The following is a 14705-nucleotide window of genomic DNA, read 5'->3' on the forward strand; positions in this document are numbered from 1 at the left end:
ACCCCTTACAGCTTCATCAGGCTGGCGTCGTCGACCGAGGCCGAGTGGCGGGCACGGAACAGGGACACGATGATCGCGAGCCCGACCACGACCTCGGCGGCGGCGACGACCATCGTGAAGAAGGCGATGATCTGGCCGTCGAGGTTGCCGTGCATCCGGGAGAAGGCGACGAACGCGAGGTTGCAGGCGTTGAGCATCAGCTCGATGCACATGAACACGACGATCGCGTTGCGCCTGATCAGCACGCCGGTGGCGCCGATCGTGAACAACAGGGCCGCGAGGTACAGGTAGTTGACCGGGTTCACTTCGACGCCTCCTCGGACCGCTGGAACTTCGCCGGCCCGACCGCCCTGCGCTCAAGACGCTCCTCGGACCGCTGCTCCAGGGCCTTGAGGTCGTTGAGTGCCTCCCGCGACACGTCGCGGATCTGGCCGCGGTCGCGCAGGGTCTTGCTGACGGTGAGGTCGGACGGGGTGCCGTCGGGCAGCAGGCCCGCGATGTCGACCGCGTTGTGCCGGGCGTACACGCCGGGCGCCGGCAGCGGCGGCAGTTGCCTGCCCTCGCGCACGCGCTCCTCGGCGAGCTCCCGCTGCGTCTTGGCCCGCTCGGTGCGCTCGCGGTGGGTGAGCACCATGGCGCCGACGGCGGCCGTGATGAGCAGGGCGCCGGTGATCTCGAACGCGAAGACGTACTTGGTGAAGAGGAGGGCGGCGATGCCCTCCACGTTGCCCCCGGCGTTCGCCTGGCCGATGCCGTTGAACTCCTTCAGGGACGCGTTGCCGATCCCGGCGACGAGCAGGACGCCGAAGCCGAGCCCGCACAGGGCGGCCAGCCAGCGCTGGCCCTTGATGGTCTCCTTCAGGGAGTCCGCCGCCGTGACGCCGACGAGCATCACCACGAACAGGAACAGCATCATGATCGCGCCGGTGTAGACGACGATCTGGACGACGCCCAGGAAGTAGGCGCCGTTGGCGAGGTAGAACACCGCCAGGATGATCATGGTCCCGGCGAGGCAGAGCGCGCTGTGCACGGCCCGCTTCATGAGGATGGTGCACAGGGCGCCGATCACCGCGACGGTGCCGAGGATCCAGAACTGGACGGCCTCTCCGGTTGAGGTGGAGTAGGCGGCGAGCTGGGTGGTCATCGGCCGGCCACCTTCCCCGACGCCGGTTCCGTCCCGCCGAAGGTCGAGTCGGCCTCCTGCACGACCTCGCCCTTGGAGTGGGCGACCTGCCGCTCGGTGCCGGGCGCGGCCTCCGTCACCAGGCCCCGGTAGTAGTCCTGTTCGTCCGTGCCGGGGTAGATGGCGTGGGGCGAGTCGACCATCCCCTCCTCCAGACCGGCGAGCAGCTGCTCCTTGGTGTAGATGAGGTTGGCCCGGCTGGAGTCGGCCAGTTCGAACTCGTTGGTCATCGTGAGCGCCCGGGTGGGGCAGGCCTCGATGCACAGGCCGCACAGGATGCAGCGGGCGTAGTTGATCTGGTAGACCCGGCCGTACCGCTCGCCCGGCGAGTAGCGCTCCTCGTCGGTGTTGTCCGCACCCTCCACGTAGATCGCGTCGGCGGGGCAGGCCCAGGCGCACAGTTCACAGCCGACGCACTTCTCCAGGCCGTCCGGATGGCGGTTGAGCTGGTGCCGTCCGTGGAAGCGGGGAGCCGTGGTCTTCTGCTGCTCCGGGTACTGCTCGGTCAGCCGCTTCTTGAACATGGCCTTGAAGGTCACGCCGAAGCCGGCCACGGGGTTCTGGAAACCGGGCTTGGTGTCCTTGGGTTCCTCGGCCTTCGAACGCTCGAGTTCCTCAGCCATCGGACGCCTCCTTTCCATCCGTAGATCCGCTCAGAGATCCGTCACTCTGAGTATCGGGCCCACCACTGACAATCAACTCCCGCTCACGGCGCGAGCGGCGGCGTGGGACCGGCGGTAGTTCCTGTCCGGGCAGCGGCGGCACGGGGAATCCGCCCGCCATCGGGTCGAAGGCGGCCGGGGTCTCGGCCGGCTGTTCGGCCTTCTTGGCCTTCTCGCGGAACAGGTCGGCGACGAAGGAGAGCAGGAGCAGGGCGAGAACGCCGCCGCCCACGTAGAGGGCGATGTCGGCGAAGTCGTAGCCCTCGTTCCGGAAGGCCCGCACGCTCGCGACGAGCATCAGCCAGACCAGCGAGACCGGGATGAGGACCTTCCAGCCGAGCTTCATCAGCTGGTCGTAGCGGACGCGCGGGAGGGTGCCGCGGATCCAGATGAACATGAAGAGCAGCAGCTGGACCTTGACCGTGAACCACAGCAGCGGCCACCAGCCGTGGTTTGCGCCCTCCCAGAAGGTGCTGATGGGCCAGGGAGCCCGCCAGCCGCCGAGGAACAGGGTGGTGGCGACGGCCGAGACGGTCACCATGTTGACGTACTCGGCGAGCATGAACATCGCGAACTTGATCGACGAGTACTCGGTGTTGAAGCCGCCGACCAGGTCGCCCTCGGACTCCGGCATATCGAAGGGGGCTCGGTTGGTCTCGCCCACCATCGTGACGATGTAGATGATGAAGGAGACCGGCAGCAGCACGATGTACCAGCGGTCTGCCTGCTGCTCCACGATCGTCGACGTCGACATCGACCCCGAGTAGAGGAAGACGGAGGCGAAGGCGGCGCCCATCGCGATCTCGTAGGAGATCATCTGCGCGCAGGAGCGCAGGCCGCCCAGCAGCGGGTAGGTCGAGCCGGAGCTCCAGCCCGCCAGGACGATGCCATAGATGCCGACCGAGGCGACCGCGAGGATGTAGAGCATCGCGATCGGCAGGTCGGTGAGCTGCATCGTGGTGCGCTGGCCGAAGATCGAGATCTCGTTGCCGGCCGGGCCGAAGGGGATCACCGCGATCGCCATGAAGGCCGGGATCGCCGCGACGATCGGCGCGAGGACGTACACCACCTTGTCCGCGCGCTTGACGATGACGTCCTCCTTCAGCATCAGCTTGATGCCGTCGGCGAGCGACTGGAGCATGCCCCAGGGGCCGTGCCGGTTGGGGCCGATGCGCAGCTGCATCCAGGCGACGACCTTGCGCTCCATGACGATGGAGATCAGCACGGTCACCATCAGGAAGGCGAAGCAGAACACCGCCTTGATGACGACCAGCCACCAGGGGTCGGTGCCGAACATCGAGAGGTCTTCAGCGGCGAGGTACGGGCTCATGCCTCCACCTCCTTGGGGGCCTCGCCGGCGAGCGTCGCCGGGCCGATGCGGACGAGGGAGCCGGGCCGCGCCCCGGTGTCGGAGGCGACGCCGCCGCCGGTGGAGTTGAGCGGCAGCCACACCACCCGGTCGGGCATGTCACTGATCTGGAGCGGGAGTTCCACGACTCCCTGGGGGCCGGTCACCGCGAGCAGGTCGCCGTCCTTGACGCCCGCCTCGGCGGCCGTCGGGGCCGACACCCGCGCGCGGGCGGCGTGCCGGGTGCCGGCGAGCGCCTCGTCGCCCTGCTGGAGGACGCCCTGGTCGAGCAGCAGCCGGTGCCCCGCGAGGACGGCTTCCCCGACGGCGGGCCGCGGCAGTGCGGCCGCGGTCTCCAGGGGTTCGCCGGCCCGCGGGCCGTCCCAGGCGCCGAGCCGGTCGATCTCGCCGCGCACGGTGCGCAGGTCCGGCAGTCCGAGGTGGACGTCCATGGCGTCGGCCAGCATCTGCAGCACGCGCGCGTCGGTGGGCGCGGGGCGGCGGGTCATCTGGTCGGGCTTGAGCGCGGCCTCGAAGAAGCGGATGCGGCCTTCCCAGTTGAGGAAGGTGCCGGCCTTCTCGGCTACCGCGGCCACGGGCAGGACGACATCGGCCTTGCGGCTGATCTCGCTCGGCCTGAGTTCCAGCGAGACCAGGAAGCCCACTTCGTCGAGCGCCGCACGCGCGCGTGCCGGGTCGGGCAGGTCGGCGATCTCCACCCCCGCCACCAGCAGGGCCTGGAGTTCACCCGTCGCCGCTGCTTCCACGATCTGGCCGGTGTCGCGGCCGTAGCGGTGCGGGAGACCGGCGACGCCCCAGACGGCGGCGACCTCGTCCCGCGCGCGCGGGTCGGTGGCCGGGCGTCCGCCCGGCAGCAGCGACGGCAGCGCACCCGCCTCGATCGCGCCGCGTTCCCCGGCCCGGCGCGGGATCCACACCAGCCGGGCACCGGTCGCGGAGGCCGTGCGTGCGGCGGCGGTGAGCCCGCCGGCCACCGCGGCCAGCCGCTCACCGACGACGATCACCGCGCCCTCGGCCCGCAGCGCCTCGGCGGCGAGCGCACCGTCGTCCTCCAGGCCGGCGCCGTTCGCGAGCGCGTCCAGCCACTCGGTCTCGGTGCCGGGAGCGGCCGGCAGCAGCGTGCCACCGGCCTTCTCCAGACCGCGGGTGGCGTGCGTGGCGAGGGAGAAGGTCCTCTGCCCGTGCTTGCGCCAGGCCTTGCGCAGCCGCAGGAAGACGCCGGGCGCCTCCTCCTCCGCCTCGAAGCCGACCAACAGGACGGCCGGTGCCTTCTCCAACGCGGTGTACGTGACGCCGGTGCCGTCGAGGTCCCGGCCGCGCCCGGCGATCTGGGCGGCGAGGAAGTCGGCCTCCTCGCTGCTGTGCACCCGCGCGCGGAAGTCGATGTCATTGGTGTCGAGCGCCACGCGCGCGAACTTGCTGTACGCGTAGGCATCCTCGACGGTGAGGCGGCCGCCGGTCAGGACACCGGTGCGGCCTCGGGAGGCCAGCAGCCCCTGGGCCGCGATCTGGAGCGCCTCCGGCCAGGAGGCCGGCTCCAGCTCGCCCTCGGCGTTGCGCACCAGCGGCGTGTCGAGCCGGTCGCGCTGCTGCGCGTACCGGAACCCGAACCGCCCCTTGTCGCAGATCCACTCCTCGTTGACCTCGGGGTCGTCGGCGGCGAGCCGCCGCATGACCTTGCCACGCCGGTGGTCGGTGCGCGTGGCGCAGCCGCCGGAGCAGTGCTCGCACACCGACGGGGAGGAGACCAGGTCGAAGGGACGGGAGCGGAATCGGTACGCCGCCGAGGTCAGCGCGCCGACCGGGCAGATCTGGATGGTGTTGCCGGAGAAGTACGACTCGAACGGGTCGCCCTCACCGGTGCCGACCTGCTGGAGGGCGCCCCGCTCGACCAGCTCGATCATCGGGTCGCCCGCGACCTGGTTGGAGAACCGGGTGCAGCGGGCGCACAGCACGCACCGCTCGCGGTCCAGCAGCACCTGCGTGGAGATCGGGACGGGCTTCTCGTAGGTCCGCTTGCGGCCCTCGAAGCGGGAGTCGGCGTCGCCGTGCGACATGGCCTGGTTCTGCAGCGGGCACTCGCCGCCCTTGTCGCAGACCGGGCAGTCCAGCGGGTGGTTGATGAGCAGGAGCTCCATCACACCCTTCTGGGCCTTCTCCGCGACCGGGGAGGTGAGGTGGGTCTTGACGACCATCCCGTCCGTACAGGTGATCGTGCAGGACGCCATCGGCTTGCGCTGGCCCTCGACCTCGACGATGCACTGGCGGCAGGCGCCGGCCGGGTCGAGCAGGGGGTGGTCGCAGAACCGGGGGATCTCGATGCCGAGCTGCTCGGCGGCCCGGATGACCAGGGTGCCCTTGGGCACGCTGATCTCCGCGCCGTCGATCGTCAGCGACACGAGGTCCTCCGGCGGGACCGCCGCCTCTCCCCCGCCGGAGGGAGAGCTGGTGGTCACGGTCATGCGTTCACCTCCGTGCGGTCGGCCCAGGCCGTCGACTTGGCCGGGTCGAAGGGACAGCCCCGGCCCGTGATGTGCTGCTCGTACTCCTCGCGGAAGTACTTCAGCGAGGAGAAGATCGGCGAGGCGGCGCCGTCGCCGAGGGCGCAGAAGGACTTGCCGTTGATGTTGTCGGCGATGTCGTTCAGCTTGTCGAGGTCGGACATCTGTCCCTTGCCGGCCTCGATGTCGCGCAGCAACTGCACGAGCCAGTAGGTCCCTTCACGGCAGGGCGTGCACTTGCCGCAGGACTCGTGGGCGTAGAACTCCGTCCAGCGGGTGACGGCACGGACCACGCAGGTCGTCTCGTCGAAGCACTGGAGGGCTTTGGTGCCGAGCATGGAACCCGCGGCGCCCACTCCTTCGTAGTCAAGAGGGACGTCGAGGTGCTCGTCGGTGAACATCGGGGTGGAGGAGCCGCCCGGCGTCCAGAACTTGAGGCGGTGCCCGGGGCGCATGCCGCCGCTCATGTCGAGGAGCTGGCGGAGCGTGATCCCGAGCGGCGCCTCGTACTGGCCGGGGCTGGCGACATGGCCGGAGAGGGAGTAGAGCGTGAAGCCGGGCGACTTCTCACTCCCCATCGACCGGAACCATTCCTTGCCCCGCTGGAGGATCGCGGGAACCGACGCGATCGATTCGACGTTGTTCACCACAGTCGGGCACGCATAGAGGCCCGCGACGGCAGGGAAGGGAGGACGAAGCCGCGGCTGGCCCCGGCGGCCTTCGAGCGAGTCCAGCAGTGCGGTCTCCTCACCGCAGATGTACGCGCCCGCGCCCGCGTGCACGGTGATGTCGAGGTCGAGTCCGCTGTCCAGGATGTTCTCGCCCAGGAAACCGGCCTCGTACGCCTCGCGCACGGCCGAGTGCAACCGCCGCAGCACGGGGACGACTTCACCACGCAGATAGATGAAGGCGTGCGACGACCTGATGGCGTAACACGCGATGATCATGCCCTCGATGAGGCTGTGCGGGTTCGCGAAGAGGAGCGGGATGTCCTTGCACGTCCCCGGCTCCGACTCGTCGGCGTTGACAACAAGATAGTGCGGCTTGCCGTCCCCCTGCGGAATGAACTGCCACTTCATCCCGGTGGGGAATCCCGCGCCGCCGCGTCCGCGCAGACCGGAGTCCTTGACGTAGGCGATGAGGTCGTCCGGCGTCATGGCGAGCGCCTTGCGCAGCCCTTCGTACCCGTCGTGCCGCCGGTAGACGTCCAGCGTCCAGGACTTGTCCTCGTCCCAGAAGGCCGACAGCACGGGTGCGAGCAGCTTCTCGGGGCTCGTGTCTTTCAGCTCGGGTGCCAAGGTCATCACTCCCCCTCCTCGGCGGTGGGCCCGGCCGGGTGGGCAGGGTCGGAGGCCGATGTGTCCTGCGGCGCGTCGTGCGAGCTCAAGTGCTCTGTCGGCGACGGCTCGTGCGGTGCCCCGGTGCGGGCCGCCTCGCCGCGGGGGTGCACCACGCGCGCGGACGACGTTTCGCCCTTGGCGAGCTTCAGGCCGACCAGGGAGGCGGGTCCGGCGCTCCCCCCGGACTCCACGGCGCCCTCCCGCTCGTCGGGGAAGCCGGCCAGGACCCGGGCGGTCTCCTTGAAGGTGCACATGCGAGCACCGCGCGTGGGCGTCACCGGCCGACCCGCGCGCAGGTCGTCGACGAGGCTCTTGGCGCTGTCCGGGGTCTGGTTGTCGAAGAACTCCCAGTTGACCATCACGACCGGCGCGAAGTCGCAGGCCGCGTTGCACTCGATGTGCTCCAGGGTGACCTTGCCGTCGCCGGTGGTCTCGCCGTTGCCGACGCCGAGGTGCTCCTGGAGCTCCTCGAAGATCGCGTCCCCTCCCATGACGGCGCACAGGGTGTTGGTGCACACCCCCACCTGGTAGTCACCGCTCGGCTTGCGCCGGTACATGGTGTAGAAGGTGGCGACGGCGGTGACCTCGGCCGTGGTCAGTCCGAGCACGTCGGCGCAGAACTGCATGCCGGTGCGGGTCACGTGCCCTTCCTCCGCCTGCACCAGGTGCAGCAGCGGCAGGAGGGCGGACCGGGAGTCCGGGTAGCGGGCGATGACCTCGCGCGCGTCCGTCTCCAGACGGGCCCGGACGTCGTCCGGGTAGGCGGGTGCGGGCAGTTCGGGCATGCCCAGGCTGACGCCCCGCTCGGAAGACGATGTGGTCACCGGTCGACGCCTCCCATCACGGGGTCGATGGACGCGACGGCGACGATGACGTCGGCGACCTGGCCGCCCTCGCACATCGCCGCCATGGCCTGAAGGTTGGTGAAGGACGGGTCCCGGAAGTGGACCCGGTAGGGGCGGGTGCCGCCGTCGGAGACGACGTGCACCCCGAGTTCGCCCTTGGGCGACTCGACCGCCGCGTACGCCTGTCCGGGCGGGACGCGGAAGCCCTCGGTGACCAGCTTGAAGTGGTGGATCAGGGCCTCCATGGAGGTGCCCATGATCTTCTTGATGTGGTCGAGGGAGTTGCCGAGCCCGTCGGGGCCCAGGGCGAGCTGGGCCGGCCAGGCGATCTTCTTGTCGGCGACCATGACCGGGCCGGGCTGGAGCCGGTCCAGGCACTGCTCGACGATCCTCAGGGACTGGCGCATCTCCTCCAGCCGGATCAGGAAGCGGCCGTAGGAGTCGCAGGTGTCCGCGGTCGGGATCTCGAAGTCGTAGGTCTCGTAACCGCAGTACGGCTGGGCCTTGCGCAGGTCGTGCGGCAGGCCCGTGGAGCGCAGGATCGGGCCCGTCGCGCCGAGGGCCATGCAACCGGCCAGGTCGAGGTAGCCGACGTCCTGCATGCGGGCCTTGAAGATGGGGTTCCCGGTGGCGAGCTTGTCGTACTCCGGGAGGTTCTTCCTCATCTTCTTCACGAACTCGCGGATCTGGTCCACCGCGCCGGGCGGCAGGTCCTGGGCGAGTCCGCCGGGGCGGATGTACGCGTGGTTCATCCGCAGGCCGGTGATCAGCTCGTAGATATCGAGAATGAGTTCACGATCACGAAAGCCGTAGATCATGATCGTGGTCGCGCCCAGTTCCATGCCGCCGGTGGCGATGCACACCAGGTGGGAGGAGAGCCGGTTCAGCTCCATCAGGAGCACGCGGATGATCGAGGCGCGGTCCGGGATCTGGTCCTCGATGCCGAGGAGCTTCTCGACGCCGAGGCAGTACGCCGTCTCGTTGAAGAACGGCGTGAGGTAGTCCATGCGCGTCACGAACGTGGTGCCCTGCGTCCACGTCCGGTATTCGAGGTTCTTCTCGATGCCGGTGTGCAGGTAACCGATTCCGCAGCGGGCTTCGGTGACGGTCTCGCCCTCGATCTCCAGGATCAGGCGGAGCACGCCGTGGGTGGACGGGTGCTGCGGGCCCATGTTGACGACGATGCGCTCGTCGTCGGCGCGGGCCGCCGACTCGACGACCTCGTCCCAGTCACCGCCCGTGACCGTATATACGGTGCCCTCGGTGGTTTCCCGGGGAGACGCCATCGAGGAGGTGGTCCCGGAGGGGCTCGATGAGGGGTGGTGGCCGGGTGACGGGTTGGGAGTGCTCATGAGTACGACCTCCGCTGGTCCGGAGCCGGGATCTGGGCGCCCTTGTACTCGACGGGGATGCCGCCGAGGGGGTAGTCCTTGCGCTGCGGGAAGCCCTGCCAGTCGTCCGGCATCATGATCCGCGTCAGGGCGGGGTGGCCGTCGAAGACGATTCCGAAGAAGTCGTACGTCTCGCGCTCGTGCCAGTCGTTCGTCGGATAGACCTCGAACAGCGACGGGATGTGCGGGTCGCTGTCGGGGGCGCTGACCTCCAGGCGGATCACCCGGTTGTGGGTGATCGAGCGCAGGTGGTAGACGGCGTGCAGCTCGCGGCCCTTGTCGTTCGGGTAGTGCACGCCGCTGACGCCGGTGCACAGCTCGAAGCGCAGGGCCGGGTCGTCGCGCAGGGTGCGGGCGACGCGGACGAGGTGCTCGCGCTCGATGTGGAAGGTCAGCTCGTCGCGGTCGACGACCGTCTTCTCGATGGCGTTGTCCGGGAGCAGGCCCTGCTCCTCCAGCGCGCCTTCGAGTTCGTCGGCGACCTCGTCGAACCAGCCGCCGTAGGGCCGGGCCGCCGGTCCCGGGAGCCGGACCGAGCGGACCAGGCCGCCGTAGCCGGAGGTGTCGCCGCCGTTGTTCGCGCCGAACATGCCGCGCTGGACGCGGATCTCCTCGCCGCCCTGGCCGCGCTGGCCGGGGAGGTTCTCCGCGGAGAGGTCCTTCTCGGGGTTGACACCGTTGCCGTTCGCGTCGCTCACCGCAGCAGCCCCTTCATCTCGATCGTGGGCAGGGCCTTGAGCGCCGCCTCCTCCGCCTCGCGGGCCGCCTCCTCGGCGTTCACGCCGAGCTTGGAGGACTGGATCTTCTGGTGGAGCTTGAGGATCGCGTCCATCAGCATCTCCGGCCGGGGCGGGCAGCCGGGGAGGTAGATGTCGACCGGCACGATGTGGTCGACGCCCTGGACGATGGCGTAGTTGTTGAACATGCCGCCCGAGGAGGCGCAGACCCCCATGGAAATCACCCACTTGGGGTTCGGCATCTGGTCGTAGACCTGCCGGAGCACCGGCGCCATCTTCTGGCTCACCCGGCCGGCGACGATCATCAGATCGGCCTGGCGCGGTGAGCCGCGGAAGACCTCCATGCCGAAGCGCGCCAGGTCGTAGCGGCCGGCTCCGGTGGTCATCATCTCGATGGCACAACAGGCGAGGCCGAACGTGGCGGGGAAGACCGACGCCTTGCGCACCCAGCCCGCGGCCTGCTCGACGGTGGTCAGCAGGAAGCCGCTCGGCAGCTTTTCTTCGAGTCCCATGACGTGTGGCCCCTCAGTCCCATTCCAGGCCGCCGCGCCGCCATACGTACGCGTACGCGACGAAGACGGTGAGCACGAAGAGCAGCATCTCCACGAGCCCGAAGATCCCCAGGGCGTCGAAGGTGACGGCCCAGGGGTAGAGGAAGACGATCTCGATATCGAAAATGATGAAGAGCATCGCCGTCAGGTAGTACTTGATCGGGAAGCGCCCGCCGCCGGCCGGCGTGGGGGTCGGCTCGATGCCGCACTCGTAGGCCTCGAGCTTGGCCCGGTTGTACCGCTTGGGCCCGATCAACGTGGCCATGACCACGGAGAAGATCGCAAAGCCTGCCCCGAGGGCTCCCAGTACGAGGATGGGCGCATAAGCGTTCACCGCTCCTCGCTCCTCTCAGTCGGCACTGACTGCTGGCGGATTGCATCGGGCTCACATCCGCCCCACCCGTCCCTCGAACCCCGCCCGCCCCGGCGAAGATCGGGAACATGTGAAGCAGGTCACAAGCCCAACCGCGTGCATCTTATGCCCGACGCTCTGTGATCTGCGACACGGGGTATTACTCAACCTTTGTGATCTCCACCACCTGACGATCGATCATGAAGTCGGATGAGCGGTGATCTTCACACGCGAAGCGTCCGTGTGATCACGAGAGGTGACATTTTAGCTCGTCAGCGCAGGCCGGAGGGGGCGTCTCAATATCAAGAGGGTTCCCTTGCATGCAAATTGGCGATGGACTTGATCTCTTGATAGAGGCCCGTTCACACATCAGAGGGCGTGTGGGGCGGAGTGTGGACGCGTGCACGCGTTCACGATCTTCGCGAGCCCGTGACCCGGCCGTGATCTACGCGCCGGGACGCGACCTCAGGGCCAACCGTTCCGTGATCCGCGTCACATGGGTGAGAGATCCATGAGAACGGGGCTTGGCCAATCAACCCAACCGATGGTAGGCGCGGGGCAATTCGGGCGTATTGATCAAACATCGTGATCACAGCCGGGTCACGGTGCGCCCGCAATGTCCGTTACGGCGTCAATAAGGGGCGTCGTTCGGGGGTTTTGGGGGCCTGACTGAACAACTGTGGCGCAGCACACGTTTCTTGAAGATATGAAGGAGCCCCTGGTACCGGTTATTCCCATGTCCCACACCGCTCACATACGCAGCCACCGGAAACCCCGCCGCAGCGCGACCTCTTCGATCGCCCTGCGCGCCGGCGTTGCCGGTGGCGTTCTCAGCATGGCAGCGGCTGGTGCGTCGGCCTCGGCGAGCGCCGCCGAGCCGGTGACGCAGACCATCGAACTGCCCACTCTGACGGCCGACCTGTCCGCTCAGGTCGCCCAGTCCGCGGCCGCCACCCAGCAGGCCGCCGCGAACTACGAACTGCGCGCCGAGCGTGACGCCGCCGCCGCCAAGGCCGCGACGGAGGCCAAGAAGGACCTCGCCGAGGCGAAGAAGAAGGCCGAGGCCAAGAAGAAGGCCGCCGAGGCCGCCCGCAAGGCCGCCGCCGAGCGCGCCAACCGCAGCACCGAGCGCGCCACCCTGTCCGCCTCCGCGTCCGCCTCCACGTCGGTGTCGGCGCCCGCCAGCGGCAGCGTCGCGACGGTCATCGCGTTCCTCAAGGCCCAGGTGGGCGACGCCTACGTCATGGGCGCCACCGGTCCCAACGCCTGGGACTGCTCCTCCCTCGTGCAGGCCGCGTACAAGCAGGTCGGTGTGGATCTGCCGCGTGTCTCGCAGGACCAGTCGATGGCCGGCACGGACGTCCCGCTGTCCAGCGTCCAGGTCGGCGACATCCTGTACTGGGGCGGCAAGGGCTCCGCGTACCACGTGGGTGTCTACATCGGGAACGGCCAGTACCTGGACGCGGCCAACCCGTCCAAGGGTGTCGTCATCCAGGACCTGTCGGGCTACCCGGCGTCGGGCGCGGTCCGCGTCCTCTGACGTCACACGCCGTCAGACACATCCGCATGCATGGGCTCGAGGGCCGCTGCCACGACGAGGCAACGGCCCTCCCGGCCTGTCCGGGGTCGCGCAGGCCCCGAATCCCCTCGATCCCTCCCCGAGGCGCTCCAAGGGCCTTCAGAGCCCTTCCCCGGCCCAGCTGACACTCCGGCCTGCCTCTGCCCGTCCGCCACTTCCCCACGATGCGCCCGAATTACCCGGATTGGCGCGGTGTTGACGCCGACGACCCCGCGTGGCCGGACTGCTCCTGGGACCGGGCCGGGTGTTCTGTTGTGATGAGTACTGCCCGCGGCTCGCGCCCGAGCCCGGCAGGGCAGGGTCCGGCGGATCACCGAGGCCGGCGAGGAGGTCCTGCACAAGCCGTGCCGGGACGTCACCGAGTTCGGCCCGGACCTCGCCGCGCTCATCGCCGACATGTTCCTGACCATGTACATCGCGGACGGGGCCGGCCTCGCGGCGAACCAGGTCGGGGTCGATCTGCGGGTGTTCGTGTACGACTGCCCGGACGACGACGGGGTGCGGCACGTCGGGCACATCGTCAACCCGGTCCTGGATCCGGTCGACGCCTCGCGCAGGAGGCTCCTCGACGACGCAGAGGGCTGCCTCTCCGTGCCGGGCGCCACCCTGCACGTGCCTCGTCCGGACCGGGCCGTGGTGCGCGGCTTCGACCGGGACGGCGAGCCGCTCGTGATCGAGGGCACCGGCTACTTCGCCCGCTGCCTCGCGCACGAGGCCGATCACTGCGACGGGCGGCTTTATCCGGACCGGCTCTCCGCACGGGAGCGGAAGGCCGCGCTGCGGCAGACGGCGGACCGGCGGGACGAGGTGCTCGCCCGCCGGGCCGCCGACATTGCGGCGTTGAACGCCTGATCAGGCCTTCGGGGCCACCCTGCTCAGCCCGTTGATGATGCGGTCCATCGCGTCGCCGCCCGTCGGGTCGGTGAGGTTCGCGAGGAGCTTCAGGGTGAACTTCATCAGCATCGGATGCGTGAGACCGCGCTGGGCCGCGATCTGCATGACCTTCGGGTTGCCGATGAGCTTCACGAAGGCGCGGCCGAGCGTGTAGTAGCCGCCGTAGGTGTCCTTCAGGACGCGCGGGTAGCGCTGGAGGGCCAGTTCGCGGCTCGCGGGGGTCGGCCGGGCGTGGGCCTGCACGATGACGTCGGCGGCGATCTGGCCGGACTCCATGGCGTAGGCGATGCCCTCGCCGTTGAAGGGGTTCACCAGGCCGCCGGCGTCACCGACGAGCAGCAGGCCCTTGGTGTAGTGCGGCTGGCGGTTGAAGGCCATCGGCAGGGCGGCGCCGCGGATCGGGCCGGTCATGTTGTCCGGGGTGTAACCCCAGTCCTCCGGCATGGACGCGCACCAGGCCTTCAGCACCTCGCGCCAGTCCAGCTCCTTGAAGGAGTCGGAGGTGTTGAGCACGCCCAGGCCGACGTTCGACGTGCCGTCGCCCATGCCGAAGATCCAGCCGTAGCCGGGCAGCAGTCGGTCCTCGGCGCCGCGGCGGTCCCACAGCTCCAGCCACGACTCCAGGTAGTCGTCCTCGTGGCGCGGGCTGGTGAAGTACGTGCGCACGGCCACGCCCATCGGGCGGTCCTCGCGGCGGTGCAGGCCCATCGCCAGGGACAGCCGCGTGGAGTTGCCGTCGGCGGCCACGACGAGCGGCGCGCGGAAGGTGACCTCGCGCTTCTCCTCACCGAGCCTGGCGTGCACCCCGGTGATGCGGCCCGTGCGCTCGTCCAGGATCGGCGCGCCCACGTTGCACCGCTCGAAGAGCCGGGCGCCGGCCTTCTGGGCGTTCCGGGCGAGCTGCTCGTCGAAGTCGTCGCGCTTGCGGACGAGGCCGTAGTCGGGGAAGGAGGCGAGATCAGGCCAGTCGAGCTGGAGCCGCACGCCGCCGCCGATGATGCGCAGGCCCTTGTTGCGCAGCCAGCCGGCCTCCTCGGAGATGTCGATGCCCATCGCCACGAGCTGCTTGACGGCACGGGGGGTGAGGCCGTCGCCGCAGACCTTCTCGCGGGGGAACTCGGTCTTCTCCAGCAGGAGGACGTCGAGTCCGGCCTTGGCGAGGTGGTAGGCGGTGGTGGAGCCGGCCGGCCCCGCGCCCACGACGATCACATCGGCGGTGTTCTCGGAGAGGGGCTCGGTCACGACGGTCACGGCGGGATCTCCCCAAGTTCGTCAATCTTGCGTGCCGACCGGCACTGGAC

At 69.3% G+C, this 14705-nt stretch carries 14 protein-coding genes; 2 read left to right on the forward strand and 12 right to left on the reverse strand.

The features are described from left to right. Positions 1-5: 5 nt before the first annotated feature. The 11 genes from nuoK to OO68_RS16275 are packed head-to-tail and all read right to left on the reverse strand — an operon-like array spanning position 6 to position 10913. On the reverse strand, positions 6-305 hold the full coding sequence (gene nuoK / locus OO68_RS16225; protein ID WP_003992252.1) for an NADH-quinone oxidoreductase subunit NuoK: 300 nt from the start codon (positions 303-305) through the stop codon (positions 6-8). Continuing rightward, positions 302-1144 (reverse strand): NADH-quinone oxidoreductase subunit J, encoded by an 843-nt coding sequence (locus tag OO68_RS16230; protein WP_033309052.1) that lies wholly within the window; start codon positions 1142-1144, stop codon positions 302-304. The genes nuoK and OO68_RS16230 overlap by 4 nt, the downstream gene beginning before the upstream one ends. Beyond that, the gene (nuoI, locus tag OO68_RS16235; protein WP_033309053.1) at positions 1141-1806 is read right to left on the reverse strand and encodes an NADH-quinone oxidoreductase subunit NuoI; all 666 of its coding nucleotides are present in this window, start codon (positions 1804-1806) and stop codon (positions 1141-1143) included. Before nuoI ends, OO68_RS16230 begins: the two co-directional genes overlap by 4 nt. Continuing rightward, positions 1799-3175: an NADH-quinone oxidoreductase subunit NuoH gene (gene nuoH / locus OO68_RS16240; protein ID WP_033309054.1), complete on the reverse strand. Its 1377-nt coding sequence runs from the start codon at positions 3173-3175 to the stop codon at positions 1799-1801. Before nuoH ends, nuoI begins: the two co-directional genes overlap by 8 nt. Continuing rightward, a complete protein-coding gene (locus tag OO68_RS16245; protein WP_033309055.1) occupies positions 3172-5676 on the reverse strand; it encodes an NADH-quinone oxidoreductase subunit G in 2505 nt (834 codons plus the stop codon). Before OO68_RS16245 ends, nuoH begins: the two co-directional genes overlap by 4 nt. Next, positions 5673-7019 (reverse strand): NADH-quinone oxidoreductase subunit NuoF, encoded by a 1347-nt coding sequence (nuoF, locus tag OO68_RS16250; protein WP_033309056.1) that lies wholly within the window; start codon positions 7017-7019, stop codon positions 5673-5675. Before nuoF ends, OO68_RS16245 begins: the two co-directional genes overlap by 4 nt. Then, positions 7019-7879 (reverse strand): NADH-quinone oxidoreductase subunit NuoE, encoded by an 861-nt coding sequence (gene nuoE / locus OO68_RS16255; protein WP_033309057.1) that lies wholly within the window; start codon positions 7877-7879, stop codon positions 7019-7021. The genes nuoF and nuoE overlap by 1 nt, the downstream gene beginning before the upstream one ends. Then, positions 7876-9252, reverse strand: a complete 1377-nt coding sequence (locus OO68_RS16260; protein WP_078625325.1) for an NADH-quinone oxidoreductase subunit D — start codon at positions 9250-9252, stop codon at positions 7876-7878. Before OO68_RS16260 ends, nuoE begins: the two co-directional genes overlap by 4 nt. Further along, positions 9249-9989, reverse strand: coding sequence for an NADH-quinone oxidoreductase subunit C (locus tag OO68_RS16265; protein WP_033309059.1), 741 nt, complete (start codon positions 9987-9989; stop codon positions 9249-9251). Before OO68_RS16265 ends, OO68_RS16260 begins: the two co-directional genes overlap by 4 nt. Beyond that, entirely contained in the window at positions 9986-10540 is a 555-nt protein-coding gene (locus OO68_RS16270; protein ID WP_007383964.1) for a NuoB/complex I 20 kDa subunit family protein, read from the reverse strand. Before OO68_RS16270 ends, OO68_RS16265 begins: the two co-directional genes overlap by 4 nt. 13 nt (positions 10541-10553) lie before the next feature. Beyond that, positions 10554-10913: an NADH-quinone oxidoreductase subunit A gene (locus tag OO68_RS16275; RefSeq protein ID WP_003974383.1), complete on the reverse strand. Its 360-nt coding sequence runs from the start codon at positions 10911-10913 to the stop codon at positions 10554-10556. Between the two features lie 724 nt (positions 10914-11637). On the opposite strand from OO68_RS16275, the gene OO68_RS16280 reads away from it, so the two are divergent. Together OO68_RS16280 and def are read left to right on the forward strand one after the other, a co-directional pair. Next, positions 11638-12471, forward strand: a complete 834-nt coding sequence (locus tag OO68_RS16280) for a C40 family peptidase (protein ID WP_033309060.1) — start codon at positions 11638-11640, stop codon at positions 12469-12471. Between the two features lie 372 nt (positions 12472-12843). Beyond that, on the forward strand, positions 12844-13362 hold the full coding sequence (gene def / locus OO68_RS16285) for a peptide deformylase (RefSeq protein ID WP_439332894.1): 519 nt from the start codon (positions 12844-12846) through the stop codon (positions 13360-13362). Here def and OO68_RS16290 read toward each other — a convergent pair whose 3' ends face one another. After that, positions 13363-14655 (reverse strand): geranylgeranyl reductase family protein, encoded by a 1293-nt coding sequence (locus OO68_RS16290; RefSeq protein WP_033309061.1) that lies wholly within the window; start codon positions 14653-14655, stop codon positions 13363-13365. Positions 14656-14705: the final 50 nt, after the last annotated feature.

Origin of the sequence: Streptomyces iakyrus (assembly GCF_000717055.1) — a bacterium.
Classification (GTDB): domain Bacteria; phylum Actinomycetota; class Actinomycetes; order Streptomycetales; family Streptomycetaceae; genus Streptomyces; species Streptomyces iakyrus.

What these genes read in the sequence shown, in the direction of transcription:
- OO68_RS16270 (WP_007383964.1), bottom strand. Translation starts at nt 10,540, where the DNA reads ATGGGACTCGAAGAAAAGCTGCCGAGCGGCTTCCTGCTGACCACCGTC.
- OO68_RS16280 (WP_033309060.1), top strand. Translation starts at nt 11,638, where the DNA reads ATGAAGGAGCCCCTGGTACCGGTTATTCCCATGTCCCACACCGCTCAC.
- nuoI (WP_033309053.1), bottom strand. Translation starts at nt 1,806, where the DNA reads ATGGCTGAGGAACTCGAGCGTTCGAAGGCCGAGGAACCCAAGGACACC.
- OO68_RS16260 (WP_078625325.1), bottom strand. Translation starts at nt 9,252, where the DNA reads ATGAGCACTCCCAACCCGTCACCCGGCCACCACCCCTCATCGAGCCCC.
- nuoH (WP_033309054.1), bottom strand. Translation starts at nt 3,175, where the DNA reads ATGAGCCCGTACCTCGCCGCTGAAGACCTCTCGATGTTCGGCACCGAC.
- nuoF (WP_033309056.1), bottom strand. Translation starts at nt 7,019, where the DNA reads ATGACCTTGGCACCCGAGCTGAAAGACACGAGCCCCGAGAAGCTGCTC.
- OO68_RS16230 (WP_033309052.1), bottom strand. Translation starts at nt 1,144, where the DNA reads ATGACCACCCAGCTCGCCGCCTACTCCACCTCAACCGGAGAGGCCGTC.
- OO68_RS16245 (WP_033309055.1), bottom strand. Translation starts at nt 5,676, where the DNA reads ATGACCGTGACCACCAGCTCTCCCTCCGGCGGGGGAGAGGCGGCGGTC.